The sequence below is a fragment of the Pseudomonas sp. SBB6 genome, from assembly GCF_024213215.1.
Lineage (GTDB): Bacteria > Pseudomonadota > Gammaproteobacteria > Pseudomonadales > Pseudomonadaceae > Aquipseudomonas > Aquipseudomonas donghuensis.
Map to the genome: position 1 here is coordinate 221,471 of NZ_JANAVH010000001.1, position 15,284 is coordinate 236,754.

Annotated in this window: 15 protein-coding genes; 7 read left to right on the plus strand and 8 right to left on the minus strand. The window is 62.5% G+C overall.

Features of this window, described 5'->3' with window-relative positions:
* Positions 1–2 precede the first annotated feature (2 nt).
* Positions 3–989, minus strand: coding sequence for a tonB-system energizer ExbB (gene exbB, locus NLX68_RS01095; protein WP_254282240.1), 987 nt, complete (start codon positions 987–989; stop codon positions 3–5).
* A gap of 195 nt (positions 990–1,184) precedes the next feature.
* Between exbB and NLX68_RS01100 the strand changes: the two genes are divergently transcribed.
* Positions 1,185–2,042, plus strand: a complete 858-nt coding sequence (locus NLX68_RS01100; RefSeq protein WP_254282243.1) for an SDR family oxidoreductase — start codon at positions 1,185–1,187, stop codon at positions 2,040–2,042.
* Positions 2,043–2,045: 3 nt separating this feature from the next.
* On the opposite strand, the gene NLX68_RS01105 is transcribed toward NLX68_RS01100, so the two are convergent.
* The 5 genes from NLX68_RS01105 to NLX68_RS01125 form a co-directional block, all read right to left on the minus strand.
* Positions 2,046–2,783: a hypothetical protein gene (locus NLX68_RS01105; RefSeq protein WP_254282245.1), complete on the minus strand. Its 738-nt coding sequence runs from the start codon at positions 2,781–2,783 to the stop codon at positions 2,046–2,048.
* Positions 2,784–2,844: 61 nt separating this feature from the next.
* Positions 2,845–3,225 carry a RidA family protein gene (locus NLX68_RS01110; protein ID WP_003229509.1) on the minus strand — a complete coding sequence of 127 codons (381 nt, stop codon included), beginning with the start codon at positions 3,223–3,225 and terminating at the stop codon, positions 2,845–2,847.
* 23 nt (positions 3,226–3,248) lie between these two features.
* Positions 3,249–5,357: a bifunctional GTP diphosphokinase/guanosine-3',5'-bis pyrophosphate 3'-pyrophosphohydrolase gene (spoT, locus tag NLX68_RS01115; RefSeq protein ID WP_010225903.1), complete on the minus strand. Its 2,109-nt coding sequence runs from the start codon at positions 5,355–5,357 to the stop codon at positions 3,249–3,251.
* 60 nt (positions 5,358–5,417) lie between these two features.
* Entirely contained in the window at positions 5,418–5,684 is a 267-nt protein-coding gene (gene rpoZ, locus NLX68_RS01120) for a DNA-directed RNA polymerase subunit omega (RefSeq protein ID WP_010225901.1), read from the minus strand.
* A 240-nt stretch (positions 5,685–5,924) separates the two neighbouring features.
* A complete protein-coding gene (locus NLX68_RS01125; protein WP_010225899.1) occupies positions 5,925–6,803 on the minus strand; it encodes a LysR family transcriptional regulator in 879 nt (292 codons plus the stop codon).
* A gap of 246 nt (positions 6,804–7,049) precedes the next feature.
* Between NLX68_RS01125 and NLX68_RS01130 the strand changes: the two genes are divergently transcribed.
* The 4 genes from NLX68_RS01130 (at position 7,050) to NLX68_RS01145 (ending at position 12,370) form a co-directional block, all read left to right on the plus strand.
* Complete coding sequence (locus NLX68_RS01130) at positions 7,050–8,432, plus strand: glutamine synthetase family protein (RefSeq protein ID WP_254282246.1); 1,383 nt, start codon at positions 7,050–7,052, stop codon at positions 8,430–8,432.
* Positions 8,433–8,449: 17 nt separating this feature from the next.
* On the plus strand, positions 8,450–9,943 hold the full coding sequence (locus tag NLX68_RS01135) for an aldehyde dehydrogenase (RefSeq protein WP_254282253.1): 1,494 nt from the start codon (positions 8,450–8,452) through the stop codon (positions 9,941–9,943).
* 14 nt (positions 9,944–9,957) lie between these two features.
* Positions 9,958–10,737: a gamma-glutamyl-gamma-aminobutyrate hydrolase family protein gene (locus NLX68_RS01140; RefSeq protein ID WP_254282255.1), complete on the plus strand. Its 780-nt coding sequence runs from the start codon at positions 9,958–9,960 to the stop codon at positions 10,735–10,737.
* Between the two features lie 112 nt (positions 10,738–10,849).
* Positions 10,850–12,370, plus strand: a complete 1,521-nt coding sequence (locus tag NLX68_RS01145; protein WP_254282257.1) for an APC family permease — start codon at positions 10,850–10,852, stop codon at positions 12,368–12,370.
* Between the two features lie 21 nt (positions 12,371–12,391).
* Here the strand turns inward: NLX68_RS01145 and gmk are convergent, their stop codons facing one another.
* Positions 12,392–13,012, minus strand: a complete 621-nt coding sequence (gene gmk / locus NLX68_RS01150) for a guanylate kinase (protein ID WP_254282259.1) — start codon at positions 13,010–13,012, stop codon at positions 12,392–12,394.
* A 13-nt stretch (positions 13,013–13,025) separates the two neighbouring features.
* Positions 13,026–13,889, minus strand: a complete 864-nt coding sequence (locus tag NLX68_RS01155) for a YicC/YloC family endoribonuclease (protein ID WP_254282261.1) — start codon at positions 13,887–13,889, stop codon at positions 13,026–13,028.
* A 236-nt stretch (positions 13,890–14,125) separates the two neighbouring features.
* Between NLX68_RS01155 and rph the strand changes: the two genes are divergently transcribed.
* Positions 14,126–14,848, plus strand: a complete 723-nt coding sequence (gene rph, locus NLX68_RS01160; RefSeq protein WP_010225884.1) for a ribonuclease PH — start codon at positions 14,126–14,128, stop codon at positions 14,846–14,848.
* 24 nt (positions 14,849–14,872) lie between these two features.
* A complete protein-coding gene (locus NLX68_RS01165) occupies positions 14,873–15,241 on the plus strand; it encodes a DUF4870 domain-containing protein (RefSeq protein ID WP_254282263.1) in 369 nt (122 codons plus the stop codon).
* Positions 15,242–15,284: the final 43 nt, after the last annotated feature.

Consider the following 15,284-nt stretch of genomic DNA (forward strand, 5'->3'; position numbering starts at 1 on the left):
GCTTAGCCCACTTTGACCATGTGAGGTGCAACTACGCGTTCGCCTGGCTGGTGATCCAGGTCGCGGCTGACCAGCAGCAGGACCTCGGCCGAGGCATCGGACACCTGAGCTTTGTAGCCAGCGATGGAGCGGGCGAAGACGTTGTAGATGACCACGGCAGGAATTGCTGCAACCAGGCCCAGGGCGGTCGCCAGCAATGCTTCGGCAATACCAGGAGCAACCACGGCAAGGTTGGTGGTCTGGGTTTTGGCGATGCCGATGAAGCTGTTCATGATGCCCCAGACGGTACCGAACAGACCGACGAACGGTGCGGTGGAACCGATGGTGGCCAGCACGCCGGTGCCGCTGCTCATGTTGCGGCCGCTGGCGGCGACCAGGCGCTCGAGGCGGAAACTGACGCGCTCCTTGATGCCTTCTTTCTCGCGGGCATTGGCCGAGAGGCGCATTTCATCCAGGGCATCGTGGACCAGGATATGGGCCAGGGTGCCTTCTTTGCTGGCACTGTCGCTGGCTTCCTTGAGGGTGGTCGCGCGTTTGAGTGCAGCGATCTCGCCCCGCAGGCGGCGCTTGGCGCCCAGCAGCTCGAAGCCTTTGGCGATCCAGATGGTCCAGGTGATGATCGAGGCGATAGCCAGGCCGATCATGACGATCTTGACCACGATGTCGGCGTTTTTGTACATGCCCCACGGCGACAGGTCGTGGGCCATGCCCAGGCTGGTGTCTTCAACCAGTGCTTCAACGCTTTCGTCGGCAGGGTTGGCTACCTGGCTATCGATCGGTGCAGCGGCAGGCGCGGCAGCCGGGTCGGTCGCTGCAGCCTGTTCGGCGCCTGGCGCGGCCGGTGCTACAGCAGCGGCTGGAGTGGAGGGAGCGGTAGTTGGCTCATCGGCCAGAGCGACGGGTGCCATCACCAGGCTGAACATCAGCGCGGCAATGGCGCGCCATGCGCGCGACGTGGTTGGCGAAGCGGAAGGTTGGATACGTGTCATGCTGGCCTGACCTGATGAAGAAGAAAGAGGTGGTTGTCCTTCCAGGCCTCGAGACAGGCCGAGAACAAAATTGGGTGGCCATTATTGCAAGTAATTCTTGTTAGCAGAAGTAATAAAGTTACTTTTTTTCCACCATAGCTAGCCGCCTATCTATTTATTTGGATAGGCTGGGCCTTTGATTTACGGAGTTTCGGGATGTCTGCGCCCTCAGTTCTGATCGTCGGTTGTGGCGATGTCGGTGGCCGTCTGGCCAAGCAATTGCTGGCTTCTGGCTGGCCGGTGAGCGGCCTGCGCCGCAGTGTTGGCCAATTGCCAGAAGGGGTGGCGGCCATCGCGGCCGACTTGAATGACCCGCGCTGTCCGACCGCCTGGCCGGTTGACGCGCCGGATTACCTGGTCTACAGCGTCGCGGCGAGCCAGCATGACGAGGCCGGCTATCAGGCCGCTTATGTTGACGGCCTGCGCAACGTGCTGGGCTGGCTGGCCGAGCGCAAGCAAGCGCCGCGGCGTCTGCTGTTTGTCTCGAGCAGCAGCGTGTATGCGCAGAAGGACGGTGAGTGGATTGATGAAAGTGCTGCCGTGGAGCCTGAAGGCTATTCGGGCAAGGTCATGCTCGAAGCCGAGCGCCTGGCCTTGGCCAGCGGTATTCCCGCTACCATCGTGCGCCTCACCGGCATCTACGGGCCGGGCCGCGAATGGTTGTTGAGCCAGGTCCGCCAGGGCTATCGGGTGACGGAAGAGCCACCGCTGTACGGCAACCGCATTCATGCTGAAGATGCGGCCGGGTTGCTGGCCTTTCTGCTCAAGGTCGATCACCAGGGCGAGGCCCTGGACGATTGTTACATCGGCGTTGACGACGCGCCGGCGCCATTGTTTGACGTGGTCGCCTGGCTGCGTGAGTACATGGGCGTTACCCAGTGGTCGGAACAGGAGCGGGTGCGGCGCACCGGCAGCAAGCGTTGCAGTAACGCCCGGGCCCGGGCACTGGGCTGGGCGCCACAGTACCCAAGCTACAAGGAAGGCTATGCCGCCATCCTTGCCGGCAGCCTTTAACCCTTACTGACGCTCAAGCAGCCAGCGACGGGTGCCAGGATGCAAATCCGGCATCTCGTCGGCCTTGGCCTGGTTGACGGCCTGGAAGATTTCCAGTTGTTTGCCGTCACGCTTGAAGATCCACGGATTGCCCTGCTGGTTGCGTTCCAGCCACAGGCTGTCGTACTCGCCGCTCATGGCCGCGCAATCGCCGGCCAGGCACAGGGCGTAGCGATCCAGGCCGGGCAGGCCGTCGAGGCTGCCGTTGGCGCGAAAATGTGCCACCGCCCCCTGTCCCGGGCCCTCGACAATCTTCCAGTCGCCACCCAGGTAGGCGCTATAAAGCGCAGTTTCAAAGGTGGTGCCCACGGGGGCGTCGATGGGGGCCGGTGTTTCGGCACGCTGGAAACTCTGCTGGCCATTGGCGTCGCTGGCGGTTTGCACCAGTTCATCGCCATCCAGGCTCAGGGTTTCGGCGTAGTTGCCGTAGAAATCAACTTCCCACTGGCCGTCCTTGAGCGCCTTGAGCTTGCCGTCGCCGGCTTCGAAGCCATTGCTATAGGTGGCCTGGCCAGCAGCGATATTGACCTTCCACTCCAGGTTCGGGCCATTGGCGAGCAGGGCCTGGCGCAAGTTGGAGCCTTTGGCGGCGGCGTCGATGGCGTTTTGATTGATCCAGGTACCGTTGAGGTCTTCCGGGCTGTGGCTGGCGCAGCCGCTCAACAGGGTGGCGAGCAGCGACAGGGCGAGCGCGTAGCGCATGGCGGGGGTCCTTGCAGGGGCTGGGGATGAAGGCGCGCCGGGCGACGCGCCTTCGCAGGTGTTACTCGATGACCAGGATGGCATCCATTTCAACCTGCGAACCCTTCGGCAGGGCAGCAACGCCGATGGCGGCGCGGGCCGGGTATGGCTGGTCGAAGTACTTGCCCATGATCTCGTTGACCTTGGCGAAGTGGCTCAGGTCGGTGAGGAAGATGTTCAGCTTGACGATGTCCTTGAACGAACCGCCAGCAGCTTCAGCAACGGCCTTGAGGTTTTCGAAGACCTGAACGGTCTGGGCTTCGAAGCCTTCGACCAGCTCCATGGTTTTTGGGTCCAGCGGGATCTGCCCGGACATGTACACCGTGTTGCCGGCCTTGATCGCCTGGGAGTAGGTGCCGATGGCGGCTGGGGCCTTGTCACTGGTGATGACGGTCTTGGTCATGATGACTCCTTGCTGTTATTGGGCTACGCACGCATGCGGGTGATTCGGATCACACCGGCCAGGGCGCGCAGTTTCTTGATCACGCGTGCCAGGTGCACGCGGTCGTGCACGCTGACCACCAGTTGGACCACGCTGATGCGACCATCGCGTTCATCCATGCTGATTTTCTCGATATTGCCGTCGGCGGCGTTGACGCTGCTGGCCAGCAGGGCGATCAGGCCGCGCTGGTGCTCCAGCTCGACGCGCAGCTCGACGTTGAATTCGCCAGTGACATCCTTGGCCCAGGACAGCTGGATGCACTTTTCCGGGTTGTGGCGGATTTCGCTGATGTTGCGGCAGTTTTCCAGGTGCACCACCATGCCTTTGCCGGCCGACAGGTGGCCGACAATCGGGTCGCCCGGGATCGGCGTACAGCATTTGGCGTAGCTCAGTACCAGGCCTTCGGTGCCGCGGATCGCCAGCGGACCTTCCGGGCTTGGCAATTGCTCGCCCTCGGTGGACAGCAGGCGGCGGGCCACCACATAGGCCATGCGGTTGCCCAGGCCGATGTCTTCGAGCAGGTCTTCGATCAGCTCCAGGCGGTATTCGCCGAGCATGGCCTGGATGCGCTCCTGGGGGATCTTGTCCAGGGCGCTGTCGAAACCGTTGAGGACCTTGTTCAGCAGGCGTTCGCCCAGGCTGATGGATTCCGAGCGGCGCTGCAGCTTGAGTGCATGGCGGATGTGCGTACGCGCCTTGCCGGTCACCACGAAATTGAGCCAGGCCGGGTTCGGTCGCGCGCCCGGGGCGCTGACGATCTCGACCGTCGAGCCGCTTTGCAGCGGTTCGGACAACGGCGCCAGGCGGCGGTTGATGCGGCAGGCAATACAGCTGTTGCCGACGTCGGTGTGCACCGCGTAGGCGAAGTCGACCGCCGTGGAGCCTTTGGGCAGCTCCATGATCCGGCCTTTGGGCGTGAACACATAGACCTCGTCCGGGAACAGGTCGATCTTCACGCTCTCGATGAATTCCAGGGAGTTGCCTGCGCGTTGCTGCATTTCCAGCACGCCTTTGACCCACTGGCGCGCCCGGGCATGAGTACCCTTGGGTTGCTCGTCGTCACTGGACTTGTACAGCCAGTGAGCGGCGATGCCGTTGTTGGCCATCTCTTCCATTTCGCGGGTGCGGATCTGGATCTCGATGGGCACGCCGTGCATGCCGAACAGCGTGGTATGCAGCGACTGGTAGCCGTTGGCCTTGGGGATCGCGATGTAATCCTTGAAGCGCCCCGGTAGCGGCTTGTACAGGTTGTGCACGGCGCCGAGCACGCGGTAGCAGGTATCGACCTTGTCGACGATGATGCGAAACGCGTAGACGTCCATGATCTCGTTGAAGGCCCGGCGCTTGCCGCGCATCTTCTTGTAGATGCCATAGAGGTGCTTTTGCCGGCCGCTGACTTCGCCCTCGATGCCGTCGACCGCCAGGCAGTGGGCCAGCGATTCTTCGATCTTGTTGACGATTTCCTTGCGGTTGCCGCGGGCGCGCTTGACCGCCTGGTAGATGCGCGCCGAGCGCATCGGGTGCATGGCCTTGAAGCCGAGGTCTTCGAATTCTACGCGCACACTGTGCATGCCCAGGCGGTTGGCGATGGGCGCGTAGATTTCCAGGGTCTCTTTGGCGATGCGCCGGCGTTTTTCGCCGGACAGCACTTCAAGGGTGCGCATGTTGTGCAGGCGGTCGGCCAGCTTGACCAGGATCACGCGGATATCCCGGGCCATGGCCATGGCCATTTTCTGGAAGTTCTCCGCCTGGGCTTCGGCCTTGGTTTCGAAGTTCATCTGGGTCAGCTTGCTGACGCCGTCGACCAGTTCGGCCACGGTTTCGCCAAATTGCGAGCTGAGCGCTTCCTTGGCGATGCCGGTGTCTTCGATCACGTCATGCAGCATGGCCGCCATCAGGCTCTGATGGTCCATGTGCATGTCGGCAAGGATGCTTGCCACCGCCAGCGGATGCGTGACGTAGGCTTCGCCGCTGCGACGGCGCTGGCCGTCGTGGGCTTGTTCGGCGTAGAAATACGCCCGGCGCACCAGGTTGACCTGGTCGGCGCCGAGGTAGGTCGACAAGCGATCGGCGAGGGCGTCTATGCTCGGCATGGGGTTACCTCCTGCCGAGGGACGGGGACCGGCGCCGTACTACGTCGACCAGGCATGGGCTTAGACCGCCTCGTTGGCCTCTTCCTCACCGAATGCGGCGAAGACCGGCTCTTCGTGACGGATCTCTTCTGCGGCCATGAACTCTGGAGTGCAGATGCCTTCAGCGATTTCGCGCAGGGCGACGACGGTAGGCTTGTCGTTTTCCCATGCCACTTTCGGCTCTTTGCCGCCGGTGGCCAGTTGACGAGCACGACGAGTCGAGAGCATGACCAGCTCAAAACGGTTATCCACGTGTTCTAGGCAGTCTTCAACGGTTACGCGGGCCATGGTCTTCCTCAAGTAGCAAATGCGGTGTTCAGCCCGAATGGGCGAGCGGACTCGATAGTTTAAAAAATCACCAGCCTTTAGGGAAGCGTTGATTTCATTTCGAGTCCTTGGTACCCCGACGATAACCACTTAGAGGGCTCTGGCACAACTGTTTGTGGTGTTGTCAGCTTTAAAAGCATCGCGGGGCAAGCCCGCTCCTACAGCGCCCTGTGGGAGCGGGCTTGCCCCGCGATGGCGATTTTACTGTCGGCCCAAGGCATCACGCAGGCGTGGGGTCAATTCGTCGAACAGCGTCTGCACCGAACGCAAGGCCCGGCAATCCGGCCGAGTCAGCAGCCACAGTTCGGTGTCGCAACCGGGCAGCGGATCGCTCAGTCGCTCCACCCCCGGCAGGGTATGGGCCATGTAGTCGGGCAGGGCGGCAACGCCCAGGCCGGCGCTGACCAGTTGAGCGATCGCCGAGATGCCACTGCAGCGGTACTTGGGCATCACGCCGGGCATGTGCTCGCTGCGCCAGACCACCGTCGGGTGATCCTGCATGGCATCGTCCGGGGCGATCCATGCAACGCTGGTGGGGTTTTCAGCCAGGCGTTGACGAAACTCCTCGCGACCGCAGATCACATAGGACGCCGCGCCCAGGCAACGTCCGACCAGGTGTTCCGGCGGCGTATTGGTCAGGCGCAGGGCCAGGTCGGCATCACGCCGGCTGAGGTTGGCAAAGGTGTTGGAGGTCGCCAGCTCCAGCGATAGCGCCGGGTAGGCCGGCATGAACTCGGCCAGCGCCGGCAGCAGCAGGCTGTGCAGCACGGCGTCGGTGCAGGTCAGGCGCACCGTGCCGCTGACCACTTGCTCACCGTGCTCCAGCGCCACCCGCGCGGCATCCAGCGCCTGCTCGGCGCGCTCGGCCTGTTCGGCCAGGGCCTGGGCGGTGCCGGTGGGGATGTAACCCTTGCGGCTTTTGACGAACAACGCGGTACCCAGGGCGGCTTCCATGCGCCGAATCGAACGAAAAACAGTCGATACATCGACCTTCAGCAGCTCGGCGGCCTTGGCCAGGGAGCGGCCGCGAACCAGTGCGAGCACCAGAGAAAGGTCAGCGTGGCTGATCTGATATTGCATGGATGCACTCTTTACTTGCCTAAATGCCAATGTCTGTTGCGTGGGGGCCATTCTATAGTGAGGCGGCAGTCGCGAATCAAGTCACGATGTTTACAGAAGAATCTGGAACGTCCGTGCGAAGCCGCGGCGCCCAGCTGTTCCCCACGATGGGACCACTTAAAAGAACAAATGAAACCATCGCCGCTCCCGATAGCGCAGTAGTACCTCCTCCATGTCGTTCGATAAAAAATCAAAGGATGCCTAGCCATGACGTCGGTCTCCCCGTGCGCCATCCCTCTCGATGAGATGGGTGAATTTCTCCAGGCCCACCCTGAGGTGCAATTTGTCGATCTGCTGATTGCAGACATGAACGGCGTGGTGCGTGGCAAGCGCATCGAGCGTGCAAGCCTGGTCAGGGTCTACGAAAAAGGCATCAATCTGCCGGCTTCACTGTTTGCCCTGGACATCAACGGCTCGACCGTCGAAAGCACCGGCCTGGGCCTGGACATCGGCGATGCCGACCGCATCTGCTATCCGATCCCCGGCACCCTTGCTTATGAGCCTTGGCAGAAACGCCCGACCGCGCAATTGCTGATGACCATGCACGAGCTGGACGGCACGCCATTCTTCGCCGACCCGCGGGAAGTGCTGCGCAGCGTGGTGGAGAAGTTCGACGCGCTGGGCCTGGACATCTGCGCGGCGTTCGAGCTTGAGTTCTACCTGATCGACCAGGACAACCTCAATGGCCGTCCGCAACCGCCGCGCTCGCCGATCTCCGGCAAGCGCCCGCAGTCGACCCAGGTGTACCTGATCGACGATCTTGATGAATACGTCGATTGCTTGCAGGACATGCTCGAAGCCGCCAAGGAGCAGGGCATTCCGGCGGATGCGATCGTCAAGGAAAGCGCCCCGGCACAGTTCGAGGTCAACCTGCACCACGTCGCCGACCCGATGAAGGCCTGCGACTACGCGGTGTTGCTCAAGCGCCTGATCAAGAACATCGCCTACGACCATGAAATGGACTCCACCTTCATGGCCAAGCCCTACCCGGGCCAGGCCGGCAACGGCCTGCATGTGCACATTTCGTTGCTGGACAAGAAAACCGGCAAGAACATTTTCACCAGCGAAGACCCCGAGCAAAGCGAAACCCTGCGCCACGCCATCGGTGGCGTGCTGGAGACCATGCCGGCGTCGATGGCCTTTCTGTGCCCGAATATCAACTCCTACCGGCGTTTCGGTGCCCAGTTCTACGTGCCCAATGCGCCAAGCTGGGGCCTGGACAACCGTACCGTCGCCGTCCGCGTACCGACCGGCAGCAGCGATGCCGTGCGCATCGAGCACCGTGTCGCCGGCGCTGACGCCAACCCGTACCTGATGATGGCGGCGATTCTCGCCGGTATCCATCACGGTCTGACCAACCAGATCGAGCCGGGAGCGCCTATCGAAGGCAACTCCTACGAGCAGCTGGAGCAGAGCCTGCCGAACAACCTGCGCGATGCGCTGCGTGAGCTCGATGACAGTGAAGTGCTGAACAAATACATCAGCCCGGACTACATCGATATTTTTGTCGCCTGCAAGGAAAGCGAGATGGCTGAGTTCGAAGTGTCGATTTCCGACCTCGAATACAACTGGTACCTGCACACGGTGTGACGCCGGAGAGAACAACAATGACAACAGCACCACGCCAACACTGGGAACAGCTTTTCCAGAGCCTGACCATCGAAGGCCGCGCCTTTATCGACGGCCAGTACTGCGCCAGTGTGTCCGGCGAGACCTTCGAGTGCGCAAGCCCGGTCGACGGCCGCCAACTGGCGCAGATCGCCAGCTGTGACAGCGCCGACGCCGAACGTGCGGTGGCCGCTGCCCGGCGCAGTTTCGACAGCGGCATCTGGGCTGAGCAGGCCCCGGCCCAGCGCAAGCGGGTGCTGATCGCCTTTGCTGATTTGCTTCTGGCAAATGCCGAAGAACTGGCATTGCTGGAAACCCTGGACATGGGCAAGCCGATTGCCGATTCCCTGAGCATCGACATTCCGGCCGCGGCCAACGCCATCCGCTGGAACGCCGAAGCCATCGACAAGATTTACGACGAAGTTGCTGCGACCCCGTCCGACCAGCTGGGTTTGGTCACCCGCTCGCCGGTCGGCGTGGTCGCGGCCATTGTTCCGTGGAACTTTCCACTGATGATGGCCTGCTGGAAACTCGGCCCGGCCCTGGCCACCGGTAACTCGGTGATCCTCAAACCGTCCGAAAAGTCGCCGCTGACCGCCATTCGTATCGCCCAATTGGCGATCGAAGCGGGTCTGCCGGCCGGTGTACTCAACGTGCTGCCAGGCTACGGCCATACCGTCGGCAAGGCCCTGGCCCTGCACATGGATGTCGACACCCTGGTGTTCACCGGCTCCACCCGTATCGCCAAGCAACTGATGGTCTACGCCGGTGAGTCGAACATGAAGCGGGTCTGGCTCGAAGCCGGTGGCAAGAGCCCGAACATCGTCTTCGCCGACGCTCCGGACCTGCAGGCGGCCGCCGAAGCTGCGGCCAGCGCCATTGCCTTCAACCAGGGCGAGGTATGCATTGCCGGTTCGCGCCTGCTGGTCGAGCGCAGCATCAAGGCGCGCTTCCTGCCGATGGTGGTCGAGGCTCTCAAGGCCTGGAAACCCGGCCATGCGCTGGACCCGGACACCCGCGTCGGCGCCCTGGTGGACACCACCCAGCTGGATACCGTGCTTGGTTACATCGAAGCCGGCAAGGCTGACGGTGCCACCCTGCTCATTGGCGGCGAGCGTGTCCTGGAAGACACCTGCGGCGTGTATGTGCAGCCGGCGATCTTCGACGGCGTTACCAATGCCATGCGTATCGCCCGCGAAGAAATTTTCGGCCCGGTGTTGTCGGTGATCACTTTCGACAGCGCCGAAGAAGCCATCGCCATTGCCAACGACTCGCCCTTCGGCCTGGCCGCGGCGGTATGGACCAGTAACATTTCCCGCGCCCACAACACGGCTCGCGCCCTACGTGCCGGCAGCGTCTGGGTCAACCAGTACGATGGCGGCGACATGACCGCCCCGTTCGGCGGCTTCAAGCAGTCAGGCAATGGCCGGGACAAATCGCTGCACGCTTTCGACAAATACACCGAACTCAAGGCGACCTGGATCAAGCTGTAAGGGAGGGTGAACCCATGCAAACTACCGCCGCAATGTCGCCTTTGATTGGCGTTTCCGCTTGCCGCCAGCAACTGGGCAAGAACTCGTCGCACACCGTTGGCGACAAATATGTCGAGGCCGCAGGCTTTGCCGGGATCCCCCTGATCCTCCCGGCAAGGGCCGAGCCCAGCGACCCGCGCCGTATGCTAGAGCGGCTCGATGGCATTCTTTTTACCGGTTCGCCTTCAAATGTCGAGCCGCATCATTACAATGGCGCCCCCAGCGTGGAAGGGACCAGGCACGACGTGTTTCGCGACCGGCTGACCCTGCCGCTGCTGCAGGCCGCGATTGCCGACGGCGTGCCGGTGTTCTGCATCTGCCGTGGATTCCAGGAACTCAACGTGGCCCTCGGCGGCACCCTGCACCAGCGCGTGCAGGAGCTGCCGGGTTACCTGGATCATCGCGAGCCGCAGGATGCCCCGCTGGAAGAACAGTACAGCCCCCGTCACCTGGTCACAGTCCAGCCCGGCGGGCTGTTCGAGCGCCTGGGGATGGAGCACCGCTTCATGGTCAATTCGCTGCACAGCCAGGGTATCGATCGCCTGGCCGACGGCTTGCGAGCCGAAGCATTGGCCCCCGATGGACTGGTCGAGGCGGTGTCCATGGATGACGCCCCAGGCTTTGTGGTCGGTGTGCAATGGCACCCCGAGTACCGCTTTGCCGACAACCCGGTCTCGCTGCGCCTGTTCGAGGCGTTCCGTGAGGCATGCCTGGCCCGTGCCATGGGCGAGCAGATCCGGGAGAAGACCCTATGAGGTCAGCCGGTTGATCCGGGCTTGAAGTACCACGCAACAGGTTTCAGTGAGTGAAAGCGGACACCCTGTGGGGCGTCCTGAAAAACAATACCAATATTGGCGGCAACTACTCATGAGTGAACACAAAGCAGGCCTGTCCCCAGGTGAGGGCGGGCGATCCAAGGGGCTGGCCAAGGGCCGGCTCGGACTGCTGGCCAGCATCGTGCTGGGCATTTCCACCATCGCCCCGGTCTATACCCTGACTGGCGCGCTGGGACCGACCGTGCGTGAAGTCGGGGCTCACCTGCCGGCGGTATTCATCGTTGGCTTCCTGCCGATGCTGCTGGTGGCCCTGGGTTACCGCGAACTGAACGCGGCCGAGCCGGACAGCGGTACTTCCTTTACCTGGTCGGCGCGGGCGTTCGGCCCGATGATCGGCTGGATCGGCGGCTGGGGGCTGGTCACCGCGACCACCATCGTGCTGTCCAACCTGGCCGGGGTGGCCGTCGACTTCTTCTATCTATTCCTTGGGCAGATCACCGGCAGCCACGAGGTGGCTGCGCTGAGCGACAATCTGCTGGTTAACGTCGTCACCTGCTGCGTGTTCATCGCCATGGCGGTGTGGATCTGCTGTCGCGGCATTGCTACGACCATGACTGTGCAGTACGGCCTGGTCGCGTTGCAGCTGGTGGTGCTGGTGGGCTTTGCCATGGCCGCGTTTGGCGAGTCTTCGGCAACGCCGCCGCTGGCGTTCGACCTGGACTGGTTCAACCCCTTCGGCGTTGAATCGTTCTCGGCCTTTACCGCCGGCCTGTCGCTGTCGATCTTCATCTTCTGGGGCTGGGACGTGTGCCTGAGCATCAGTGAAGAGTCGGTAGGTAGCGGTGACACCCCCGGCCGCGCGGCAACTCTGACAGTACTGTTGATTCTCGGCCTGTACCTGGTCACGGCGATTGCCACGCTGCAGTTTGCCGGTATCGGTGATATTGGCCTGGGCTTGAACAACCCACGTATTCAGGAAAACGTCTTCGCCCACCTGGCAGGTCCGGTCATGGGCCCGTTGGCGATCCTGATGTCGATCGCCGTGCTGGCCAGTACCGCCGCCTCGCTGCAGTCCACTTTCGTGTCACCGGCGCGTACGCTGTTGGCCATGGGGTACTACGGCGCTGTGCCCGAGCGCTTCGCCAGTATCTGTCCGCGCTCGAAAACCCCGCGTTATGCCACCATCTGCGCTGGCGTTGCAGCAGGCGTGTTCTACGTGACCATGCGCACCCTCAGCGAGAACGTCCTGGCTGACACCATCACCGCCCTGGGGATGATGATCTGCTTCTACTATTCGCTGACCGCCTACGCCTGTGTCTGGTACTTCCGCCACAGCCTGTTCGACAGCCTGCGTCACTTCCTGATGCGTGGCCTGTGCCCGCTGCTCGGCGGCGGCATCCTTTCGGTGATCTTCCTGCAGACGGCCGTCGACAGCGCTTCGCCGTCATTCGGCAGCGGTTCGCATGTGGGTGGGTTGGGGCTGGTGTTCGTGATCGCAATGATCATCACCGTGCTCGGGCTGGTGCTGATGATGCTGTCCCGCCTGCGTGCGCCGGCGTTCTTCCTGGGCATGACCTTGCACCGTCACGCCACGGTCTCCAGCCGCCGCTAAGCGGCTGGAGGTGCCGGTTGCTCAGGCAAGCAATTGCTTGAGCAACTGGCCATGACGCTGCTGCTGATTGGCCTGCAGCAAGCGATTGGCGCGGAACACCGCCTTGAGGTCTTCCAGTGCCGTGGCGAAGTCATCATTGATGATGACGAAGTCATACTCGTCGTAGTGACTCATCTCGCCCACCGCTTCACGCATCCGTCCTTCGATGATCTCGTCGCTGTCCTGGCCGCGGTTGGTCAGGCGCTGGCGCAGGGCCTCCTGGGTCGGCGGCAGGATGAAGATCGAGCGCGCCTCGGGCATTAGCTTGCGCACCTGCTGGGCGCCTTGCCAGTCGATCTCGAGGATCAGGTCCTGGCCCTGGTCAAGCGCCTGCTGCAGCGCGCTGCGCGAAGTCCCGTAGAAGTTACCGAATACCTCGGCCTGCTCGAGGAAGTCGCCTTGCTCGATCATCAGCTTGAACTCGGTATGCTCGACGAAGTGGTAGTTCACGCCGTGCACTTCGCCCGGGCGCATGGCCCGGGTGGTGTGCGAGACCGACACCTGGATGCTGTTGTCAGCGTCGATCAGGGCTTTGACCAGGCTGGTCTTGCCGGCGCCGGAGGGGGCCGAAACGATGTAAAGGGTGCCGCTGCTGTGATTCATGGTCGGGGTGGCCTTACTCAATGTTCTGTACTTGTTCACGCATCTGCTCGATCAGTACCTTGAGGTTGACCGCGGACTGGGTGCTGCGTGGGTCGAAGGCTTTGGAGCCCAGGGTGTTGGCTTCGCGGTTGAGCTCCTGCATCAGGAAGTCCAGGCGCCGGCCGGCGGCGCCGCCGGACTTGAGTACCCGGCGCACTTCGGTGACGTGGGTGCTCAAACGGTCGAGCTCTTCGGCAACGTCGCTCTTTTGCGCGAGCAGGACCATTTCCTGTTCCAGTCGCTGCGGGTCGAGCTCGGCCTGCATGTCGGTGAAGCGGTCGAGGATCTTCTGCCGTTGCGCGGCGAGCATCTGCGGTACCAGCGCGCGCAAGGTGGTGACCTCGCTGGCCATGCTGTCCAGGCGCTCGTTGATCAACCGGGCGAGCTCGCTGCCTTCGCGGTTGCGGCCGTTCTTCAGCTCGTTCAGGGCTTCTTCGAACAGGGTCATGGCCTCGTTGTTGAGCGCCTGCGGGTCGGTGGCATCGGCCACCAGTACACCAGGCCAGGCCAGTACTTCGAGTGGGTTGAGCGGCGCCGGCTGCTTGATCAGGCTGGCCACCGTCTCGGCGGCGGCAACCAGTTGCGCGGCCCGCTCGCGGTCAACCTGCAAGGCCTTGCCGTTGTTCTCTTCGTTGAAGCGCAGAGTACACTCGACCTTGCCGCGCGACAGGCCCTGGCGCAGGCTTTCGCGTACGGCGCCTTCGAGGTCACGGAAGGCTTCCGGGAGGCGCAGGTGCGGCTCCAGGTAGCGATGATTGACCGAGCGCAGTTCCCAGATCAGGGTGCCCTGGCTACCGGCGCGCTCGACACGAGCAAAAGCGGTCATGCTGTGCACCATGGGAAGTACCTCGCGCAATAGATGAAAGAAAGCCAACGGCTGAAGGCGCAGGATTGTAGCGCAGTGCGGCGCTGGCTCCCAATCCACTGATGTTACAAACAGTCAGGGCGCCTCTGGAAAAACCCGACCTGCGGCCCTGGGCCCCCTGTTTCGGGCCCTGCGACAATAGGCGTGTCCTCATTGCCCGGCGCGCTCTATAATGCTGGGCAGATTCAAGTCCAGTACAGGTATCCCAAATGAAACGTCCAAGTGGTCGCGCTGCCGATCAGCTCCGCTCGATCCGCATCACCCGCAACTACACCAAACACGCCGAGGGGTCAGTACTGGTCGAGTTCGGTGACACCAAAGTCATCTGCACCGTCAGTGTCGAGAACGGTGTCCCGCGCTTCCTCAAGGGCCAGGGCCAGGGCTGGCTGACGGCCGAGTACGGCATGCTGCCGCGCTCTACCGGTGAGCGTAACCAGCGCGAAGCCAGCCGCGGCAAGCAAGGCGGCCGCACCCTCGAAATCCAGCGCCTGATCGGCCGCTCCCTGCGCGCTGCGCTGGACATGAGCAAGCTGGGCGACATCACCCTGTACGTCGACTGCGACGTGATTCAGGCCGATGGTGGCACCCGTACCGCTTCGATCACCGGCGCCATGGTCGCCCTGGTCGACGCCCTGCGCGTGGTCAAAAAGCGTGGTGGCCTGAAGGGCGGTGACCCGCTCAAGCACATGATCGCTGCCGTTTCGGTGGGCATGTACCAGGGTGAGCCGGTGCTCGACCTGGACTACCTCGAAGACTCGGCCGCCGAGACCGACCTGAACGTGGTGATGACCAGCCAGGGCGGCTTCATCGAAGTACAGGGCACCGCCGAAGGCGCGCCATTCCAGCCTGAAGAGCTCAATGCCATGCTGGCGTTGGCGCAAAAAGGCATGATCGACCTGTTCGAACTGCAGAAGGCCTCGCTGGCCGACTGATCCACCCATGGCAAGGAGCAGAGCATGACCGAGCAACCGTTGCAGTTGCCCACCCCCAACGCCGAGATCCGGCAATGGGCAATGTTCTGCCACCTCGCTGCCTTGCTCGGTCTGGTCTTTCCGCTGGGCAACCTGCTGGGGCCGTTGGTGATGTGGATCTGGAAGAAAGACCTGGATCCGTTCATCGATGCCCAGGGCAAGGAAGCGCTGAACTTTCAGATCACCGTGTTCCTGGCCTCGATCATCTGCTTTGCGCTGATGTTCGTGCTGGTGGGTATCGTACTGTTCGGCATGCTGATGGTTGCCGTGCTGATCCTCACTATTGTTGCCGGGGTCAAGGCCAACGAAGGTCAGCCGTATCGCTACCCGCTGACCTGGCGGCCGATCAAATAATGATCAGCTAAAAGTTTCAGCCACAAAAAAGCCGACGCGAAGT